General features: G+C 66.9%; 18 protein-coding genes. 11 read left to right on the top strand and 7 right to left on the bottom strand.

Annotated features, from left to right (window positions below):
• Positions 1–110 precede the first annotated feature (110 nt).
• Positions 111–1,202, top strand: coding sequence for an ROK family glucokinase (locus tag AC1DBQ_RS10835; RefSeq protein ID WP_476928500.1), 1,092 nt, complete (start codon positions 111–113; stop codon positions 1,200–1,202).
• Between the two features lie 97 nt (positions 1,203–1,299).
• On the opposite strand, the gene AC1DBQ_RS10830 is transcribed toward AC1DBQ_RS10835, so the two are convergent.
• From AC1DBQ_RS10830 to AC1DBQ_RS10820, 3 genes are read right to left on the bottom strand one after another with little or no spacing between them, the layout of a single operon-like run.
• Complete coding sequence (locus tag AC1DBQ_RS10830) at positions 1,300–2,112, bottom strand: hypothetical protein (RefSeq protein ID WP_476928499.1); 813 nt, start codon at positions 2,110–2,112, stop codon at positions 1,300–1,302.
• The gene (locus AC1DBQ_RS10825; RefSeq protein WP_476928498.1) at positions 2,105–2,908 is read right to left on the bottom strand and encodes an alpha/beta hydrolase; all 804 of its coding nucleotides are present in this window, start codon (positions 2,906–2,908) and stop codon (positions 2,105–2,107) included. The genes AC1DBQ_RS10830 and AC1DBQ_RS10825 overlap by 8 nt, the downstream gene beginning before the upstream one ends.
• Positions 2,905–3,705 carry an alpha/beta hydrolase gene (locus AC1DBQ_RS10820; protein WP_476928497.1) on the bottom strand — a complete coding sequence of 267 codons (801 nt, stop codon included), beginning with the start codon at positions 3,703–3,705 and terminating at the stop codon, positions 2,905–2,907. The genes AC1DBQ_RS10825 and AC1DBQ_RS10820 overlap by 4 nt, the downstream gene beginning before the upstream one ends.
• A 113-nt stretch (positions 3,706–3,818) precedes the next feature.
• Between AC1DBQ_RS10820 and AC1DBQ_RS10815 the strand changes: the two genes are divergently transcribed.
• Positions 3,819–4,637 (top strand): lysophospholipid acyltransferase family protein, encoded by an 819-nt coding sequence (locus tag AC1DBQ_RS10815; RefSeq protein WP_476928496.1) that lies wholly within the window; start codon positions 3,819–3,821, stop codon positions 4,635–4,637.
• Between the two features lie 83 nt (positions 4,638–4,720).
• The gene (locus AC1DBQ_RS10810; RefSeq protein ID WP_476928506.1) at positions 4,721–6,115 is read left to right on the top strand and encodes a class II 3-deoxy-7-phosphoheptulonate synthase; all 1,395 of its coding nucleotides are present in this window, start codon (positions 4,721–4,723) and stop codon (positions 6,113–6,115) included.
• Between the two features lie 114 nt (positions 6,116–6,229).
• Here the strand turns inward: AC1DBQ_RS10810 and AC1DBQ_RS10805 are convergent, their stop codons facing one another.
• Positions 6,230–8,398: a protein kinase domain-containing protein gene (locus tag AC1DBQ_RS10805; RefSeq protein WP_476928495.1), complete on the bottom strand. Its 2,169-nt coding sequence runs from the start codon at positions 8,396–8,398 to the stop codon at positions 6,230–6,232.
• An 88-nt stretch (positions 8,399–8,486) separates the two neighbouring features.
• Positions 8,487–9,905, bottom strand: coding sequence for a LysM peptidoglycan-binding domain-containing protein (locus AC1DBQ_RS10800; RefSeq protein ID WP_476928494.1), 1,419 nt, complete (start codon positions 9,903–9,905; stop codon positions 8,487–8,489).
• Between the two features lie 412 nt (positions 9,906–10,317).
• Between AC1DBQ_RS10800 and AC1DBQ_RS10795 the strand changes: the two genes are divergently transcribed.
• Positions 10,318–10,671, top strand: coding sequence for an Rv2175c family DNA-binding protein (locus AC1DBQ_RS10795; RefSeq protein WP_476928493.1), 354 nt, complete (start codon positions 10,318–10,320; stop codon positions 10,669–10,671).
• Positions 10,672–10,896: 225 nt separating this feature from the next.
• Here the strand turns inward: AC1DBQ_RS10795 and AC1DBQ_RS10790 are convergent, their stop codons facing one another.
• The gene (locus tag AC1DBQ_RS10790) at positions 10,897–11,991 is read right to left on the bottom strand and encodes a polyprenyl synthetase family protein (RefSeq protein ID WP_476928492.1); all 1,095 of its coding nucleotides are present in this window, start codon (positions 11,989–11,991) and stop codon (positions 10,897–10,899) included.
• Positions 11,988–12,515 carry a hypothetical protein gene (locus AC1DBQ_RS10785; protein ID WP_476928491.1) on the bottom strand — a complete coding sequence of 176 codons (528 nt, stop codon included), beginning with the start codon at positions 12,513–12,515 and terminating at the stop codon, positions 11,988–11,990. The genes AC1DBQ_RS10790 and AC1DBQ_RS10785 overlap by 4 nt, the downstream gene beginning before the upstream one ends.
• A gap of 199 nt (positions 12,516–12,714) precedes the next feature.
• Here AC1DBQ_RS10785 and dinB point away from each other — a divergent pair, with 199 nt between their 5' ends.
• The 7 genes from dinB to AC1DBQ_RS10750 form a co-directional block, all read left to right on the top strand.
• Positions 12,715–13,875, top strand: coding sequence for a DNA polymerase IV (gene dinB / locus AC1DBQ_RS10780; protein ID WP_476928505.1), 1,161 nt, complete (start codon positions 12,715–12,717; stop codon positions 13,873–13,875).
• Between the two features lie 293 nt (positions 13,876–14,168).
• Positions 14,169–14,534, top strand: coding sequence for a DUF3040 domain-containing protein (locus tag AC1DBQ_RS10775; protein WP_344362208.1), 366 nt, complete (start codon positions 14,169–14,171; stop codon positions 14,532–14,534).
• A gap of 403 nt (positions 14,535–14,937) precedes the next feature.
• Positions 14,938–15,366 (top strand): division/cell wall cluster transcriptional repressor MraZ, encoded by a 429-nt coding sequence (gene mraZ, locus AC1DBQ_RS10770; protein ID WP_090956633.1) that lies wholly within the window; start codon positions 14,938–14,940, stop codon positions 15,364–15,366.
• 209 nt (positions 15,367–15,575) lie between these two features.
• Positions 15,576–16,574 carry a 16S rRNA (cytosine(1402)-N(4))-methyltransferase RsmH gene (gene rsmH / locus AC1DBQ_RS10765; protein WP_476928490.1) on the top strand — a complete coding sequence of 333 codons (999 nt, stop codon included), beginning with the start codon at positions 15,576–15,578 and terminating at the stop codon, positions 16,572–16,574.
• The gene (gene ftsL, locus AC1DBQ_RS10760) at positions 16,571–17,281 is read left to right on the top strand and encodes a cell division protein FtsL (protein WP_476928489.1); all 711 of its coding nucleotides are present in this window, start codon (positions 16,571–16,573) and stop codon (positions 17,279–17,281) included. Before rsmH ends, ftsL begins: the two co-directional genes overlap by 4 nt.
• Positions 17,282–17,322: 41 nt before the next feature.
• A complete protein-coding gene (locus AC1DBQ_RS10755) occupies positions 17,323–19,125 on the top strand; it encodes a peptidoglycan D,D-transpeptidase FtsI family protein (RefSeq protein WP_476928488.1) in 1,803 nt (600 codons plus the stop codon).
• A gap of 147 nt (positions 19,126–19,272) precedes the next feature.
• A partial coding sequence (locus tag AC1DBQ_RS10750) for a Mur ligase domain-containing protein (RefSeq protein WP_476928487.1) occupies positions 19,273–19,669 on the top strand: 397 nt, incomplete at its 3' end.

The raw sequence follows: 19,669 nt of genomic DNA, 5'->3' as shown, positions 1-19,669 counted from the left end.
TACGGTCGAGGCCGTCATTCCGCCAGTCAGGAGCGTCGGGGAGACCGGCGCCGGGGTGGTGCGTCCGGMATCCGCGGCTGCGCCGGCGCCGGCGAATAGAATGGGGAATCATGCAGACACCAACACCCGGCCGGCAGCCCGGCCTGCGCCGCCGGACCGCCGCCTGGCGCAGCAAGGCCCTGGCCGGAGCGGCGGCCACTGCGGCCACCCACGACTTCCGTTCGCAGCTGCGGCTGGGCCGCAAGGGCCTGGCAATCGGCGTCGACATCGGAGGCACCAAGGTTGCTGCCGGCGTCGTCGATGCCGAGGGCCGGATCCTCAGCCAGGCGAAACGCTCCACCCCGGGCAACGACCCGCGCGCGGTGGAACAGGTCATTGTCGAACTTGTCGAAGAACTGGGCGCCGGGCACCGGATCTGGTCGGTCGGAATCGGCGCCGCCGGCTGGATGGACCTCGACGGCGCGACGGTTCTCTTCAGCCCGCACCTGGCCTGGCGCAACGAACCGCTGCGAGACAACCTGCAGCGGCTGCTGCGGCGCCCCGTCCTGCTGACCAACGACGCCGACGCCGCCGCCTGGGCGGAGTGGCGCTTCGGCGCCGGTCAGGGGCAGAACCGGCTGGTTTGCATCACCCTGGGCACCGGGATCGGCGGCGCCATGGTGATGGACGGCCGGCTCGAACGCGGCCGGTTCGGTGTGGCGGGGGAGTTCGGCCACCAKATCATCATGCCGGGCGGCCACCGCTGCGAGTGCGGCAACCGGGGCTGCTGGGAGCAATACGCCTCAGGCAATGCACTGGGCCGCGAGGCACGGGAGTTGGCCGCCGCGAATTCACCGGTTGCCCAGGAGCTGCTCAAGGCCGTCGACGGGGACGTCTCGCGCATCACGGGCGCGATCGTCACGGAGCTGGCCAAGGCCGGCGATCCGACGTCGCGCGAACTCATCGAGGACGTCGGGGAGTGGCTGGGCCTGGGCCTGGCAAACCTTGCCGCGGCCCTGGATCCCGGGAAGTTCGTGATCGGCGGCGGACTGTGCGACGCCGGCGAGCTCCTCGTCGGCCCAGCCCGGAAGGCCTTCGCGCGGAACCYCACGGGCCGCGGTTTCCGGCCCGCCGCGGAGATCGACCTTGCGGCCCTCGGACCCAATGCCGGCCTCATCGGCGCCGCAGACCTCTCCAGGGTCAGCAGCCGGATGCACACCTAAACGCAGTGAAAGCATCGGCAGTGAAAGCATCGGCAGTGAAAGCATCGGCAGTGAAAGCATCGACAGCGAAGGCACCGGCAATAACTGACTGCGCGGGCTAGACGCGCGCCCCGTCGTCGTGGTCGTCCTTTTCGCCCGGCAGCTTCATGATCAGGAACACCACCGAGGCCGCGAACGCGACCACCATGCCAAGGATCGCCAGCATCGGGGCCGAACGCCAGAACATCGCCGAGAGCACGAGTGCAATCGGTCCGCCCACGGCGCCAAGCCACGCCAGGACCGTCATCGGATCAGACCCGGCCAGGCTGGGCGGCTCCTCCGGGACAAACGCGCCGTCGTCGTCCTCGGGCTCATAGTCGCGGGGGCCGGACGCGGCCTCCGGCACCTCGATGCCGCCCGTCGGCTGGCCGGGGGCAGGAGCGAGCCGTTCCGCGGCGGAGAGCTCGATCGGCGCGGTGCCCGCGAGGCCCAGCGGGTCAAAATCACGGAACGTCCTGGCCCCGGTGCCGGTGCCGGTGCTGCCGCCGGCACCGTCCGTTCCGCCGGAGGACGGTCCGCCGCCGTCGTGCGTGTCGCCTCCGAGGCTCTCAGGGCCGCCTTCCCCGACCCCTTCAAGCCGGGCGACGAGGTCCAGCCACACGGCGTCGTCGTCGGCGGACAGTGCTCCTGCGGCGGGGGAGTCCGGCGACTCTGGGGGCCGGGACTCATGGGCATCGGACCCGTGCGGCGGCAGGGGACCGGCGGAATGGGCGCCCGCGGGGTCACGTTCGCCTMCTGCACCACTTGAACCCGATGCACCGCTTTCCTTCGAAGCTCCACGGCCGGGCGAACCGGTGTCTGCAGGGTCCGGCGCCKGGGTCTCGGGGTCCGGGGTCTCCGGGTCCGGCACGCTGGGGTCGGGTTTAGTCATTGGCCGTGTCCTTCCGGCTGGCGCGGGCGGCGTCCGGACCGGCCGGGGGTGTCACGGACCGGACGAACTCTGCCGTGCCACGGAAGATCTCGGGCGCGTCGTTGTCCATGGTGGCCACGTGGTAGCTGTTTTCCAGCCGGATCACCTCGAGTTGGGCGTTGGTCAGCCCATGGCGCAGGGCTGCCATGCTGGACTCGGACACCACATGGTCCACCGTGGAACGGTAAACCCGGACGGGAGCGGTGATGCGCGGCAKCAGTCGCACGGTGTCCTTGAACAGCTTGTTGAGCTCGTGCGCGGCGGCCACCGGCGTCCGCGGGTACGCGCCCTCATCCGTGTCCGGTTTGAGGATGTCATTGGCGATTGCGGGCGTGCTCTTGAGGACGTACTTCAAGATGCCGGCCAGCGGGGCTCGCGGGTCATCGATGACCAGGCCGGGGTTGACCGCCACGACTCCTGCCACCGGGCGTGTGGCGGCGATCCGCAGCGCCAGCGCGCCACCCATGGACAGTCCTGCCACGACCACGACGTCGCACTCCTCCGCCAGCTCAAGGTAGGCGGCATCCAGGGCCGCGTGCCAGTCCTGCCAGCGGGTCCGGGCCAGCTCCTGCCAGCTCGTTCCGTGACCCGGCAGCAGCGGCATCCGGACGGCGAATCCGGCACCTGCCAGGGACACCGCCCACTCCCGCACGCTGTGCGGGCTGCCGGTAAAGCCGTGGGACACCACGACGCCGGTCCGGGGGCCGGTTCCCGTGAACGGGCTGCTGAACGGCGAGTGGTCCGGGAGGATGCTCATGGGGTCTCCGAGGGGGCGGTGGGCGGCGTGGTGGAACGGGCGTGCAGAAGAAAGAATCGGACTGATTCTTCAAAGATTAGCGGCGCATCGGCGTCCAGGGTCGCAACATGCCCGCTGTGCGGGAGGCGGACGACCCTGAGGTCCCGGGACCCCAGGCGCCTGCGCAGAAGTTCCAAGGACGACGGCGGGACGACGGCGTCGGTGTCGGACTTGAAGACCAAGGTCGGGGCCTGGACGGACGGCAKGTCCCGGAACGTCGCGGAGAATAGCCGGCGGAGCTGGTGGACCGCCGCCAGCGGCGTCAGGGAGTAGTCGCCGTCGTCGGTGGTGGAGGCCGTGGGGTTCTCCTCCTGGACCGGCGTCGTGGTCCGCTGGAAGTACTTGAGCAGTCCKACAATCCTGACTCTGCGGTCGTAGAAGCTCAGGCCGGGGTTKACCGCCGCGACGCCGGCCACGCCGTGGCGGGCCGCCGTGCGCAGGGCGATGGTGCCGCCCATAGACAGCCCGGCAACGTAGCAGTCACTGGTTCGGGCGGCCAGGTCCAGGTAGGCGGTTTCGAAGCTCGTGTACCAGTCCTGCCAGCCCTTCCGGGCGAGGTCCCGCCAGTGGGTGCCATGGCCAGGCAGCAACGGGACCGAGACTGCGAACCCTTGGGCCGCGAGGTGCCGGGCCCAAGGCAGGACGCTGAGGGGGCTTCCGGTGAATCCGTGGCAGATAGCCACGCCGATCCGGGCGTTGGGGCCGTGGCCGGRGTAGCTGAAAGCGGCTGGCGCCGTGGACGTGCTGCTTTCGCTCATGAGCCCATCGTGTCACCCTTGGCGACAAAACTCACTAGAGTAAGGTGTCCATTGAAGTCCTGGCCGAACCGGATTCGGGAGGCCCGCCAGACGCCTTCCGGAGAGGTTACCGAGTGTTTTATTGGTTCATGAAGACGTTTGTCCTGGGACCGGTGTTGAAGCTGCTGTTCCGGCCCTGGGTCAAGGGMCTCGACAACGTCCCGGCCGAGGGCGCCGCGATCCTGGCCTCGAACCATCTCTCGTTCTCCGACTCCATCTTCATGCCGGTCATGGTGCCGCGGCCGGTGGTGTTCCTCGCGAAATCCGAATACTTCACCGGCACCGGGATCAAGGGCAGGCTGACCGCGGCCTTCTTCCGGCTCACCAACCAGCTCCCGATGGACCGGTCCGGGGGCGTCGCGTCCGCGCAGTCCCTGGATGCCGGCATGGATGTGCTCAAGAACGGCTCKCTCCTGGGCATCTATCCCGAGGGGACGCGGAGCCCCGACGCGCGGCTGTATCGCGGCAAAGTGGGCGTTGCCCGCCTCGCGCTGCAAGCCCGGGTCCCGGTCATTCCGGTGGCGATGATCGGAACAGACAAAGTCCAGCCGATCGGCAAGCGCGTGCCTAACATTCGCCGTATCGGCATGATCTTCGGCGAACCGCTCGACTTCAGCCGCTACTACGGGATGGAGGATGACCGGCTKATCCAGCGCTCGGTGACCGACGAGATCATGTATGAACTCATGCGGCTGTCCGGCCAGGAATACGTGGACGAGTACGCCGCCGTCRTGAAACTMCGTCTGGCGKGCAAAGCGCAGGACGTGGTCMCGGACCAGGCGCCAGGCGCGGGCCAGGCGGCAGCCTCAGAATCAGTCCAGGAATCATCCCCGGACGACGTCGATCCGACGGCGCCAGGCGAGGACGGTCCGGAGGTTTCCGGGAGTTCCTGAGTCCCCCCGGTTGCCATATGACGGAAACCGGGCTGTCAATGACAGGCGGGACCGCCGAACAGCCACGGGACAACTATCCTTAGATAGTGACCGAGCTATCTGAGAAACCAGTTTCCCCGCTGACCAGCACCGCCCAGAGCGGAGCCGCCAACTATCCCGGACTGGACAACTGGCGGGAACTCCCGGCCTCGCAGCAGCCCACGTGGTCGGACCCGGCTGTCTTCRAAGCGTCCGTCAAGGAACTTTCCGTCCTCCCGCCCCTCGTGTTCGCGGGCGAAGTGGACATCCTTCGCGAACGCCTCGCTGCCGCCGCGCAGGGCAAGGCATTCCTGCTCCAGGGCGGCGACTGCGCCGAGACCTTCGAGGCGGCGACGGCGGACAAGATCAGTGCCCGCGTCCGGACCATCCTGCAGATGGCCGTTGTCCTCACCTACGGTGCGGCCATGCCGGTCATCAAGATGGGCCGCATGGCGGGCCAGTTCGCCAAGCCCCGCTCCTCCAACGACGAAACACGCGACGGCGTCACCCTGCCGGCCTACCGTGGCGACATCGTCAACGGCTACGACTTCACGCCTGAGTCCCGCGCACATGATGCCAGCCGGATGCTCAAGGCGTACCACACCTCCGCCTCCACCCTGAACCTGATCCGTGCGTTCACACAGGGCGGCTTCGCGGACCTCCGCCTGGTGCACCAGTGGAACAAGGGCTTCACCGAAAATCCGGCGCACGCCCGCTACGAGTCGCTGGCCCGGGACATCGACCGCGCCATCAAGTTCATGKCCTCCTGCGGCGCCGACTTCGAGGCACTCAAGCGCGTGGAGTTCTACGCGAGCCACGAGGCCCTCCTGCTGGACTACGAGCGCGCCCTGACCCGCATCGATTCGCGCACCGGGCTGCCCTACGACACCTCGGCGCACTTCCTGTGGATCGGGGAGCGCACCCGCGAACTGGACCACGCGCACGTCGACTTCCTCTCCCGCGTCCGCAACCCCATCGGCGTGAAGCTCGGCCCGTCGACGAGCGGCGACGACGCCCTGCGCCTGATCGACAAGCTGGACCCGGAGCGCGAGCCCGGCCGGCTCACCTTCATCACCMGCATGGGCGCCGGCAACATCCGCGAGAAGCTGCCGCCGATCGTCGAGCGCGTCACCGCGTCCGGCGCACAGGTCCTGTGGGTCACCGACCCCATGCACGGCAACACGGTMACCTCGCCCAACGGCTACAAGACCCGCAATTTCGACGACGTCATCGACGAAGTCCKCGGATTCTTCGAGGTCCACCACGGGCTCGGCACCGTTCCCGGCGGCCTGCACGTGGAGATGACGGGCGACGACGTCGCCGAATGCCTCGGTGGAGCCGACCCGATCGACCAGGAGGCCTTCCTGGACCGCTACGAATCTGTCTGCGATCCGCGCCTGAACCACATGCAGTCGCTCGAAATGGCGTTCCTCGTGGCCGGTGCGCTCTCCAAGCGCTGACCCGCTGCACTGTCTGAAGTCCTGACAAAAAACTAAAGTCCTGACACACAAGCTCCGCCCGGCTGGTCCAGCCGGGCGGAGCTTCTTTCTGGGGCSGCGCTAGGCTCTGCCGAGCTAAGTTACGGTGATAGTGATGAGTGAGCCTTCCGGCTGCTGGCCGGTCTTGTCCTGGCCCGCGACCAGCCCCAGCACCGACGCGCCGAAGGCGTAGGTCACTTTCACGTCGAAGCCTGCATCCTTGAGAGCTTGGACTGCCTCGGCTTCGGGCTGGCGAAAGACACTCGGTACCTGGACGAGCTTCGGTCCCTTGGAGATCGTCAGCGTCACGGATCCGCCCCTGGTCAGGTTGCCGGAGGCAGGATCCTGGGCCACCACCGCCCCCTTCGGGACGGTCCGGTCATTGACCGGATCCGGGGCCACGACGGCTTTCAGCCCGGCGGCTTCAAGGGCCTTCACAGCGGCACCCTGCTCCTGGCCGCGGACATCCGGAACCGGAATGGGCTGCGGGCCCTTCGAAACCGTCAGGCTCACCGGAGTCCCGTGCCTGACGGGATTGCCGCTGCGCGGCGCCTGGGCCAGGACAGTCCCGGCCGGTGCCGTCTCATCGAACGTCTCGGTGATCGGGCCCAGGGCCATTTCGGCGCCGTTGAGGGCGGTCTTGGCGTCGTCCAGGGTCTTCMCCGCGAGGTCCGGCAGCGGGAACAGTTCCGGGYCCTTGGACACGGCAAGTGACACTGGCTGGAATTTCCGGATGACCTCGCCTGCCTTGGGCTCGKACGCGACCACTAAGCCCGGCGAGACGTTGTCGTCGAACACATCCTTGACGGTGGATTGGAACCCGGCCGTGCGGAGCAGGTCCTGGGCCTCCGCCACAGTCTTGTTGGTTACCGGGGGAATCGTTCCGGGCGAGCCGGGGCCCATGCCGAAGAACCAGCCCGCGACGGCGGCGAGGAGCGCCGCGACCACAAGGAGGACAATCCAGAGCAGCCCGCGGCGTCGTCGGTTCCCCTCATGCAGGGTCTTGGTGGGCGTGGCCGCGGCGCGCTGGCGCGCCTTCTCCTCGTCCCGGTCCAGTTTGCGCTGGGCGCGCTTGCTGGTGGCGGTGCCGACGTCGCCGGGTTCGTCGTACCCTGCGGCGCCCTGATAAGCCCCTTCTTCCGGAGCGGACAAGTCTTCCGGGGTGGACAGCGGGCCATAGGCGGGACGCCTCGGTCCGCTGGTCATCACGGTGGTCGGGCTGCCRCTGCGGGAGATCATCTCGGTGGGCTGCTGGAGGCCGCCGTACACCTCGGTGGGCATGTCCGTGGGGGGCTTCACATAGGCAGTGTCCTGCACAGCCGACGCCGGGACAGCACCGGCGGGCGGCCGGCCCGGCGGGGCGGCGACGGCCGGCAGCGGGCTGAGGACGGCCGCCGGCGGTTGGAGGTCGAGTTCGGCGTCGCTGAGGTTGGTTCGGATGTGCCGGAGTTCGGACAAMAGCGCGTTCCCGTCGACGGGGCGCTTGTCCGGGTCCCGGTCCGTGCACCACTGGACGAGTTCGTCGATCTCTGCGGCCAGCCCCGGCACCTGGACGGACGGGGCCTCCACGGTGGAATTGACGTGCTGGTAGGCGACCTGGATGGGCACCTCGCCGTCGAACGGCTGCCGGCCGGTGACMATTTCGTAGAGCATGATCCCGACGGAGTAGATATCGCTGCGGGCGTCCGCCTGTTTGCCCAGCACGAGCTCGGGGGAGAGGTAGGCGACAGTCCCGATCAAGGCGCCGGTGCTGGTGGAGGTCGAGATGGCGCGTGCCAGGCCGAAGTCGCCGAGTTTGATCCGCCCGTCGTCGGCGATCAGGACGTTTTCCGGCTTGATGTCGCGGTGGATCATGCCGGCGGCGTGCGCGGCGCCCAGCCCCTCGACCACAGGATCGATCAGCGCCAGGGCCAGCCGCGGTGAGAGGGCGCCCTTCTCGTTGAGGACGTCCCGCAGGGTATGGCCCTTGATGTACTCCATGACGAGGTAGGCAAGGGGGCCGTCCTCGCCCTGGTCCAGGACGCCGACCACATGGGGGTGGGAGAGCCGGGCGGCGGCTTTGGCTTCGCGTCCCAGCCGGTCCAGGAACTGCGGATCGTCGGCCAGGTGGGGATGGAGCACCTTCAGCGCGACATCGCGCTCGAGGCGCTGGTCTGTGGCGAGGTACACGGTGGACATCCCGCCGCGGGCAAGCTTGGATTGAACCCGGTAGCGGTTGTCCACCAGGTTCCCGACGAGAGCGTCCGACACGTATTCCTGCACCATACAATCCTAGTCGCTGGACAGAAACGGGCCCGGACCAACATGCGATCCGGGCCCGTAGCGAAGAGGTCCGCCGTGCGGGAGCCTGTATTTAGCGGAACAGCGTCCGGTTGGCGTTGATGGCGGCGACATAGGCCTTGGTGTCCTCGTACATGCCGTTCTGGCTGACCGAGTACTGGCCCTGGTAGTAGCCGGCGATCGCGTTGTCCAGATCAGAGCTGGTGCGCACCAGCTGACGGATAATGGCAACGCCTGCCGTGGCGTTGTCGTACGGATCCAGCAAGTTCAGCTTGCGGCCCACCAGCTCCGAGGCCCACTCGCCCGAGGACGGGATGACCTGCATGGTGCCGATCGCGTTGGCCGGGGACACTGCGCGCTKGTTGAAGCCTGATTCCTGGTAGGCGAAGGCCAGGGCCAGGCTGGCGTCGACGCCCATGCGCCGTGCCGTGTCCGCCACGATCGACTTCATCTGTTCGCGTGTGGGGACCGGGGAAGCGTTGAGCAGCGCCTTGTTCTGGTTGGCCGAGCTGACCACCGCAGCCGGGTACGTGAACMCGAGGAACGTGCTGGGCACGAGCGGCGTCGTTGCGGCAGGCTGGGTTGCGGCAGGCGTCGTCGAGGACGGGGAGATGGTGGACGCGCCGGGGATGACGAGTTTCTGGCCCGGGTAGATAATGCTCGACATCGTCAGCCGGTTGRCGGACAGGACGTCGGAGAGCCGGACGCCGTTGCGGGCCGCGATGCCGGAGAGGGTGTCCCCGGACTTGATGGTGTAGGAACCGGAGCCGGCCGGCGCCGTTGCGGGCTTCGACGGGGCTGCCGGGGCCGGTGCCGCGGGAGCGGACGGCGCCTGCGTGCTGGAACCGCCGCTGACCTTGACCTTCTGGCCGGGATAGATGATGGAGCCCATGCCGAGCCCGTTCCACTTGAAGACCTCGGACAGCCCAACGCCGTGGCGGGCGGCGATGGCGCTCAGGGTGTCGCCGGGCTTCACCACGTAGACGCTGGCCTGGGCTGACGTCACTGAGGCGGAAGCGCCCGGCTTTGAAGCGGCCGGCTTTGAAATGGCCGGCGCGGCCGCCGTCGAACCCGTGAGCTTGATCTTCTGCCCGGGGTAAATGATCGTGTTGGCCTGCAGGTTGTTTAGCTTGAGCACGGCGTAGGTGTCCAGGCCGTAGCGGCCGGCAACGGCGCTGATGGTGTCGCCGCKGGCGATCGTGTATTGGGCGGGAACCGCCGACTGCGCCGGCCGCAGGGCGCTGGGCAGGGTGACCGGAACGGAAGCGGCGGGGATCACTGCCGCCTTGAGGGACGTGGCCACCTCAGCTTTTGCCTGGGCGCGCATGGCGGCCGCGAGGGTTGCCGGGACGGCACGCGCACGGGGTTCGGCAACCGCAGGCTGGGCGATCGCCAGGGAGGAAAGCACGACGGCGGGAAGCGCCGCCGTCGTCGCCGCGATCAGCGGCAGGCTGGGCCTCGGGTGGTGCTGTGGCGCACGTGAGGTTGTCATTGGAAAGATCCTCTTCTCAGCGGCAACGCTGCGGTCAGGCCGGTACAACTGGTGTTACCAGTGTGACAAAAGTTATTTCTGTTACAAATGTGATCTATGTGAATGTCTCATGAATTGGCAATTCGCACAAGAACTGTTTGATATGCCGCAAAGCGATTTTCGCCGTGTCGGCACGTCGGCCTCCGCACGGAGTTGCGTCGGAGACCCCTGGGAGCCCTTTGTCAGTCCCTTGTACGGATCCCGTTGGTCCGGCCGGAGTGCCCGGGGAGTCCCGTCGGAGTTCCGGGAAGTCCCGTCGGGACTTCGGGTGGAGCGGCGCGGCATTCCCGGCATGGCCGGCTGGCTAGGACGGGCTGGGTTTTACCCGGACCCCGACTAGGCGGCGGGGCCCCCGCCGTGGCAATCTTTATCCGTGAGTAATGTAGAAAGCCTCGTGGGCGAATGGCTGCCCCTGCCCGATGTCGCACAGCTTCTRAACGTATCTATTACCAAGGTCCATGCACTTCTGGACGAGCGTGCGCTGGCGGCCGTGAGAATCGGCGACCGGCGCATCCGGTCCGTACCGGCGGCTTTCATCCAGGACGGCCACKCTGTGGAGAGCCTGAAGGGYACCATCGTTGTCCTCTCGGACGCCGGATACTCGGACGAGGAACTGATCAGCTGGCTCTTCACTCCGGATGAATCCCTGCGAGGCCGGCCGATCGATGCCCTCCGTGAGGGCCGCAAGACAGAAATCCGCCGCCGGGCCCAGTCCCTGGCCTGGTAGCAGCACCCTGGCGGTCGTGCACTGATCGCACGGGCAGCCTCAAGAAGCCGGTCGTCTTCACCACTGGCAGTCCTGTTTAGCACGTATTTAACACTTATTTAATACGTCTTAACACGTATCTAACACGTCGTGTTTTGGCAGTCGCGGGCCGTGTACAGCGTATGTCGCTGTGCACGGCCCGTTTCGCGTCTTCCCGGGCCCGGGGTCCGGGGGCGGGGACTCGGGTCAGGCGGCGCGGCTGACCGTGGCTTCCGCCARCTTACGGAGCGCGGTCTTGGGCAGCTCCTCCAGCGGCAGGAGGTCCAGGGCGGCAAAGGCCGCCTTCCCGAACTCCTCAATGAGTACTTCCGTGGYCTGGAGCGCACCGCAGTCCACGATGATCCGMCGGATCTCCGCAATGTCAGCATCGCTGAGCTCGGGGTTGCCGAGCTTGGCATCGATGAACTCCGATTCCGCCGGCGAGGCCTGGTCCAGGGCGAACGCGACCAGGACCGTGCGCTTGCCCTCGCGCAGATCGTCGCCGGCCGGTTTGCCGGTGGTGACAGGGTCGCCGAAGACGCCGAGGACGTCGTCGCGCAACTGGAACGCTTCGCCGAGCGGCAGGGCAAAAGCGGAATAGCCGCGCAGCAGCTCGTCACCGGCGCCGGCAAGGGCGCCCCCCAGTGCGAGCGGGTGCTCCGTGGAGTACTTGGCCGACTTGAACCGAATGATGGACTGGGCGCGGCTGACCGCGCCGGCGCGGTCCCGCCGCGGCCCGGCGACCTCTTCGAGGATGTCCAGGTACTGCCCGGCCATCACTTCGGCGCGCATGAGGTTGAAGATGAGCCGCGCGGGGCTGCCGGACGCGGCGCGGTGTCCGATTTCCGTGAACGATTCCTCGCTGAAGGACAGGCAGAGATCGCCGGTCAKGATGGCGGCGGCATGGCCGAACCGCTCACTGTCCAGTGCCCAGCCCTGGGTCTCGTGCAGTTCGCTGAACCGGCGGTGCACGCTAGGGCCGCCACGCCGGGTATCAGAGCGGTCAATGATGTCATCGTGGATCAGGGCCGCGGCCTGKAACAGTTCCAGGGCCGAGCCCGCCGTCACCACCTCGGCCGCGCCGGCCTCCCCGCCGGCKCCGCGCCAACCCCAGTAGCACATCAGGGCCCGGAGGCGCTTGCCGCCCGTGACCAGGTTGGAGATCGAGCCCATGAGCGGATCGATGTCCTGCGAGATCGAGGACATGACCGCCTGGCGGCTGGTCAGGAAATCMGTGAGCTTGCCRGCGACGGCGGCCACGAAGGCCGTCTGCTCGAGTCGCAGCTGTTCGGCGAGGGTCACTTGACGGACTCGGCAGCGACGTTCGCGCCAATGGTGAACGTGGACACGCCACCGGTTTCCATGACGGAGATGTTCACGGTCTCGTTATCGCCGCGAAGGAAGTCCTTGGAAGGCAGCGTGCCCACGGTTTCACCGGGAACGGCCTTGAAGCCCTGCGCCTCCAGCCCCTTGGTGTAGAAGGCCAGGACGTCGGCGGCCGGCGCCGTAATGCTTCCGACTAGTGCCACGGTGGCCGGCACGGTGGTCTTATCGAAGCTGCTGGACACCACCTTGGCTGCGGGCATGAGCGGCAGGAGCGTCTGCGGGAAGCCGGGAACCAGCGCGCCGACCGTGGCCGAGGTGCCGGGCTCCGCGGAGGGGCTGGGCGGAGCCGTAGTGGAGGACTGCGGCGAGGCCGCAGAGCTCGACGTCGACGACGCCGCCGGGGTCCCGGTGCTGGCAGGCGTGCATGCGGCCAAGGCCAGTAACGTGCCCGCCGCCGCGATGGCCGCCGTGGCACGTTTGCGCTGTCCAAATACCTTCACAGGGACTTTCCTCCTGGTGTMGACGCGGAATCAGCCTCCAGTTTAGTCAGTCCCCGGGCATAGGATTGAAGACGTGGGGCCGGACGCAGACAAACACCAGGGAGCAAGGGGCGGAGTGCAGCCAACTGTGCACGCCAATTTGCAGCCCCAGACGCGTCTGAGCGACGAATCACTGCGCGACCTCYGGCGCAGCAGCATCATGCACGTTGACATGGACGCATTCTTCGTCTCGGTGGAGCTGCGCAGCMGTCCCGGGCTGAAGGGCAAGCCGGTGATTGTCGGCTATCCGGCGGACCGGTCCGTGGTGCTCTCCGCCTCCTATGAGGCCCGGGCGTTCGGCGTCAGRTCRGCGATGCCCATGGYGGTKGCGGCRCGCATGTGCCCCTCGGCKGTCATCATCGAGCCCCGYCACAAGCTCTACTACGAGGTGTCCGGCCAGATCATGGCMATCTTYGGTTCCATCACCGACCTCGTGGAGCCGCTCAGCGTGGACGAGGCGTTCCTGGACGTCGGGGGTGCCATCCGTCGCCTCGGGCCGCCGCGGGAGATCGGCGAACTGATCCGCGCCCGTGTGTCCCGGGAGTTGGGAATCACGGCCTCGGTGGGAATCGCCGCCAGCAAGTTTGTGGCCAAAATCGCGTCCACCCGCTGCAAACCGGACGGGCTGCTGCTGATCAGGCCCGAAGACACCGTCCCGTACCTGCACAGCCTTCCGGTCAGTGCGCTCTGGGGAGTCGGCGGCAAGACCGTCGAGGTCCTTGCCCGGAAGGGGATCCGGACCGTGGCCGACGTCGCGGCGGCACCCCTGCCCACGMTGCGGAAGCTGCTGGGAGCCTCGGGGGAGCATGTTTACCGGCTCGCCTGGGGCATCGATCCGCGGCCCGTGACGCCGGTCCGGCTGGAAAAGAGCATCGGGGCTGAAGAGACGTTCGCCACGGACACCGCCGACGACGTCMTGCTCCACCGCGAGCTGCTGCGGCTTTCGCACCGGACGGCGGAACGCCTCCGTGGCGCCGGCATGCACGCCCGCACCGTGGCGCTGAAGCTGCGCTACGCGGATTTTTCCACCATTACCCGCAGCCGCACAGTGAACACCCCGATCGACAGCGCCCAGCTGCTCTACGCCGTGGCGGTGCAGCTCCTGCAATCGGTAGGCGAGCGGCCCATGACTGTCCGGCTCATCGGCATCCGGGCGGAACAGCTGGAAGAGGCCGCCCACGCGCCCCTGCAGCTCAGCCTGGACCGCCGCGACGACAACTGGCGCGCCGCCGAACAAGCCCTCGACGCGGTCACCCGGAAATTCGGCAACAAGTCGGTTCTACCCGCGCGGCTCCTAGATCCCGGGGGCTCGACCGAATGAGCCACCCGGACCGTCGCGGCACCAACGCCCATGGCCCTTGAGAGCGCGGACAKGGCCTTAAGACTGTCTTTCAGAACGGGCCGCAACAATCTATCCTTATTAATACCTAGGGTTTAGGACGACTGGATCGATCGTTGGGGTGACGACCTCGCCGCCTGAGGCCGGCACGGGACTTTTGAGTCGCCCCTTTCACCAATGGCGGTGAACGGGAACCACTTCGGAATCCCGGGCGTTAGGGGTTTAGGGCAATGGCCACGTCAAGTCCCGACGTTGGCAGACTTGAGGAGGTCGTGATGCCGCTCTCGGAGCACGAACAGAAGTTGCTTGAGCAACTTGAGAAGCAGCTGAATGAGGACGATCCCAAATTCGCAAGTTCCATGGGATCCGTCTCCGGCCGCTCTTGGTCCACCCGTCACCTCGTCATCGGGGTGCTCGCGACTCTTGCGGGCGTCCTGTTGTTGCTGACGGGAGTCTGGACGCAAATCATCCTCGTCGGCGTGGTGGGGTTTGTGGTCATGGGCGCCGGTGTGTACTACGCCACGATGCGCAGTACGGGTGTTGGCAAGGGCAGGGGCGCCGGCAAGCAGGGCAAACCCAGGAGTTCGTTCATGAGCAATCTCGAGCAGCGTTGGGACGAACGGCACCGGGGAGAATCCTGAACTGCTCCATGGGGGCTTCATAGGCCCTCCACTTTCCGCCACCGGTCTGCGGGCGGACGGCGAAAGACCCGCTTCGGCGGGTCTTTCGCCATTTAAAGCGGCAATTTCCCGGTGGCGGGGATGCAAAAACGGGCGCCCCGGAATTGTCTCGGGCCGGAGTTAGGCCTGTGGCCTTAATCTCCAACGCCGACCGAAGTACGCCAAGCAAAATCCCTCCACTTTCCCCCACGAATCTTGTTTCCCTGCAAATGCTGGGAAGAAGGGGGATATACATCCGCATATTTGTGCAATCATCCCGGGCGTGTCGTTGACTGTGGAGCGATGTGGAGTAATGTGGAGGACGTAAGAGGGTAGTGGCAGCACAGGGGACGTTGGGCTTCCTAGAAAAGACAGGCGGTGGGCCGTGTTTCTCGGCACACATTCGCCACGTCTGGACGAAAAAGGTCGAATTATCCTCCCCGCGAAGTTCCGTGAGGAACTTGCCAGCGGGCTGGTTCTCACAAGGGGCCAGGAACGTTGCATCTACGTCTTCAGTGAGGCGGAATTCGGCCGGGTTCACGAGCAGATGCGGGAGGCTCCAATTTCCTCCAAGCAGGCACGTGACTACATCCGTGTTTTCCTCTCTGGAGCCTCGGACGAGGTACCTGACAAGCAGGGGCGCGTGACGATTCCGCCGGCGCTCCGGGAGTATGCAGGTCTCGGCCGGGAACTCGCCGTCATCGGCGCAGGATCCCGTGCGGAGATCTGGGACGCCCAGGCCTGGAGTGAGTACCTGGCCGAAAAGGAAACCGCCTTCTCGGAAACCGACGACGCCATCCCGGGGATTCTCTGAACCCCCAACAGACCTACAGTTCACAACGTTCCTTGATCGAGATMTCCAGCCGCCCATCCGGTTGTTGTCCTGGCTCACTTCMCCGGAGCCAGGCCGGCGCAGGGTAGGCGCGGATGGGGATCTGGACCAAGGAACGTTGCGTAAGAGCCGCAATTGGCAACGAGCAACTAGCAACGCGCAACCAAGAAGGTCAACGAAAGGACGAAGGTATGACTGATCCCGACCAGGCGAAGCCGACGTCCGAACGCCATGTGCCGGTCCTCAAAGACCGGTGCATCAATTTGTTGGCCCCCGGCATCGAAGCTGCCCGGAGCCGCGGCGAGACCCCGGTGGTGATCGATGCGACCCTTGGCATGGGCGGACACTCCGAGGCCCTCCTGCAGCGCTTCCCGGACCTTCACCTGATCGGCATTGACCGTGACGAGGAAGCCCTGGCCTTGGCGGGGGAGCGCTTGGCGCCCTTCGCGGACCGGACCGACCTCGTTCACGCCGTCTACGACGAAATCCCTGACGTCCTTGAGGATCTGGGCTTCGACGAGGTCCACGGTGTGCTCATGGACCTGGGCGTCTCGTCCCTTCAACTGGACGAGCGGGAGCGTGGCTTCGCCTACTCGTTCGAMGCACCCCTGGACATGCGGATGGACACCAGCCGCGGCCAGACGGCCGCTGACATCGTCAATAACTACAGCKAAGAAGACCTCGTCCGGATCATCCGGAAATGGGGCGAAGAAAAGTTTGCCGGCCGCATCGCGAACAGGATCGTGGCCGCGCGCGCCGAGAAGCCCTTCAGCACCACCGGTGAACTCGTCGAGCAGATCCGGTCCGTGGTGCCTTCCGGTGCAGCCAAGACCGGCGGGCACCCCGCAAAGCGCACCTTCCAGGCGCTCCGGATCGAGGTCAACGAGGAACTGGATGTCCTGGAGCGCGCCATCCCGGCCGCCATCAACGCCATCGCCCTGGGTGGCAGGGTCGTCGTCATGTCCTACCACTCGCTGGAGGACAAGATCGTCAAGGGGTTCTTCCAATCCGGTTCGAAGTCTTCTGCCCCGCTCGGCTTCCCGGTGKAGCTCGAAGAGCACAAAGCCGAACTAAAGACCCTCACGAAGGGCACCGAGGTGCCCACCCCCGCTGAAATCGCTGAAAACCCACGCGCAGCTTCCGCCCGGTTGCGCGCCGTCGAACGCATCAAAGCCAGGAGAGCAGCATGAGCAACGCCGCCGTCAACAGCTACCCCGTTGCCCAGGGCGCCACCGCCCGCGCCCTGCCGGGCCTCCGACCCGGCCAAGACCAGACCCGGAAGTCGCGCACCCCGCTGTCGGTGGTCCGCTCCGCACCCCGCAAGCGCCGCGCGCCGTTCGTGGTCCTCTGCTTCGGMTTCCTGGCGATTGCCCTCATGGCCGTGCTGGTCCTGAACATCTCCGTCTCCTCCGCCCAGTACCAGCTGGTCCAGCTCCGCAGTGAGCAGACCACCCTGACGAAGCAGAACCAGGACCTGACCCAKCAGGTGCAGAACTTCGACGCTCCGCAAAACCTGGCGGCCAAGGCCACGGAGCTGGGCATGGTGGCTTCCCTTGCGAAGGGCCAGATCGACCTCTCCACCCTCAGCGTCACCGGCAAGGCCAAGCCGGCCGTCAAGGGCGATGCCACCGGCGCCGTCATCGCCGCACCGGCGGTTGCCGGGCAGCCCACGGTCGTTCCGCCGGTCTCGGACAAGGAGCCGCTCGCCCAGCGCAAACCGGCCRACACTAAAACGACCGACGGAGGCCCGGCTGACACCAAAACGGCCGATGGAGTCCCGGCTGGCACAGCTCAGGCACCGGCGGCTGGGGCGGCCGCACCCGCCGCGCCGGCTCCGGCCGTGGAACTCCACGGAGGTTCGGTTCCGGCCCCCGCACAGAAGGTTCCCGGACAGTAACGTTCACTGACCACCAGCAAGGCAAGCAGCAAGGATTCAACGTGGCGCAGAACTCCGGCAAGGCAAGCAAGGCGAAAGCCCCAAACGCCACCCGGCGGCTCCGCGTGGGACTCGGCATCATGCTGACGCTGCTGCTGGTGGTCGGCGGGAAGCTGTTCATGGTCCAGGGGCTGGATGTCGGGGGCATGGCCGAGGCCGMCCTCAACAACCGGCTCACCTCCGTTGAGCTGCCCGCCGAGCGCGGCAGCATCCTCGATTCGTCCGGCACAGTCCTGGCCAGCAGCGTCATCCGCTACAACATCGTGGTGGACCAGACCGTCAACACCAAGACCGATTCCTTCCGCCGGCTCCAAACGGTCAACGGCAAGGACGAACTCGTCACAGTCACCCGGGATCAGGGCATCTMCGAACTCGCGTCCGTGCTCGGCATGGACCGCGATGCCCTGCGCGATGCCCTCACCGGCACCAAGCGCTACTACATCGTGGCCAAGGACTTGAAACCCGATGTCGAAGACAAGATATCGAAGCTGCAGATTCCCGGCATTGTCGCCGAAGGCACCAGCAAGCGGGTCTACCCCAACGGCTCCGTGGCCGGCGGGATCGTCGGGTTCCTCCAGGACGGCACCACCGGACAGGCCGGGCTCGAGCAGACCCAGGACGACATCCTCAAAGGCACGCCCGGCAAGCGCGTGTTCGAAATCGGTGCGGATGGCCTGCGTATCCCCGTCGGCGTGGACCAGTTGACGCCCGCGGTCAACGGCAAAGACATCAAGCTCACGCTGAACTCGGACCTGCAGTACTTCTCCCAGCAGGCGATCCAAAGCCAGAAGGACAAACTCGGCGCCGAGTGGGGCATCATCGTTGTCTCCGACGTCAAGACCGGCAACATCATTGCCATGGCGGACACCGACGCCCCCGATCCCAACGACCCCGGCAAGGTCGGCCCGCAGGACCGCGGCGTCCGGGCCGTCACCGCCGCATACGAGCCCGGTTCCGTGGAGAAGATGATCACCGCCGCGGCCGTGATCCAGGAAGGCAAGTCCAGCCCGCTCGATACCTTCACGATTCCGCCGACCTACACCGTGGACGGGCAGACCTTCAGCGACGCGTTCGAGCACGGCACCGAGCAACGCACACTGGCCGGAATCGTCGGCTATTCCATGAATACCGGCACCGTGATGGTGGGCCAGCGCCTGAGCAAGGACCAGCGCTATGACTGGCTGCGGAAGTTCGGCATCGGCGAGGCACCGGACATCGGCCTGCCGGCGGAGTCCAAGGGCATCCTGACCCCGGCCGACCAGTGGGATGGCCGCCAGGAGTACACCGTCCTCTTCGGCCAGGGCGTCGCCCAATCCACCCTCCAGACCGTCCGGGCCTATCAAAGCATCGCCAACGACGGCGTGATGCTCCAGCCGAGGCTGATCGACAGCTACATCGACCCGGACGGGACCGAGGAAAAAGTCCCTGCCAAGGACCCGCAGCAGGTCGTCTCCAAGGACACCGCCAAGCAGGTCCGCGACATCCTGGAGAKCGCCGTGACCGAAGGCGAGATCAAGGAAGCCGCCATCGACGGGTACCGGGTGGGCGCCAAAACGGGTACGTCTGAATCGCCCTGCRACGACGGCAAATCGGGCTTTTGCGGCTTCACCGCCTCCATCATCGGAATGGCGCCCATGGACGATCCGCGGTTTATTGTGGAGGTGGTCCTGCAACGGCCCAAGGGAAGCATCTACGGAATCACCAACGGACCGGTGTTCCGTTCGGTGATGAGCCAGACGCTGCGCACGTTCAACGTCMAGCCCTCCACCGGCGAACCCGCCCGGCTGCCGCAGTACGCCAAGTAGCCCCTGTTCCACCCGGCACCCGKACCTCCCCGTCCGGCGCCACACCCCAGTGCCTGCGGGCCGGAGCTCGTCTCCGTGCGCAGCGCCCGATCCAACAGTGCCCGATCCAAAAGCGCCCGATCCACTAGCACCACAACGGAGATCCACTTGTCTGAGCTCACCGCCCCTGACGCTTCCGCGCCGTCCGGCCACGACGCCACCMCGGGCTTCCGGCCCACTGCTGTTGCCGCAGTGCCGCTGGCAGCCATCGGTGAGTCGATCGGCGTCGTCGTTCCCGGGGCATCCAGCGCCGTCCCGGTCACCGGGATCTCCCTGAACTCCCGGGCGGTCCGCCCTGGCGACCTGTACGTGGCCCTGCCAGGCGCCACGCGGCACGGTGCCGACTTTGTGGCCGACGCCGTCGACGCCGGTGCCGTTGCGGTGCTGACGGACGACGCCGGGGCGCGCCTGCTGGCGCTCTCCAACGACATCCCCGTCCCCGTGCTGCTCGCCGCCGAGCCGCGCAACGTGGTCGGCCGGCTKTCGGCGCTGATCTACCGGAGCC

Source organism: Arthrobacter sp. 10T413_2, assembly GCF_056394205.1.
This window is presented reverse-complemented; position numbering and strand designations above follow the sequence as displayed.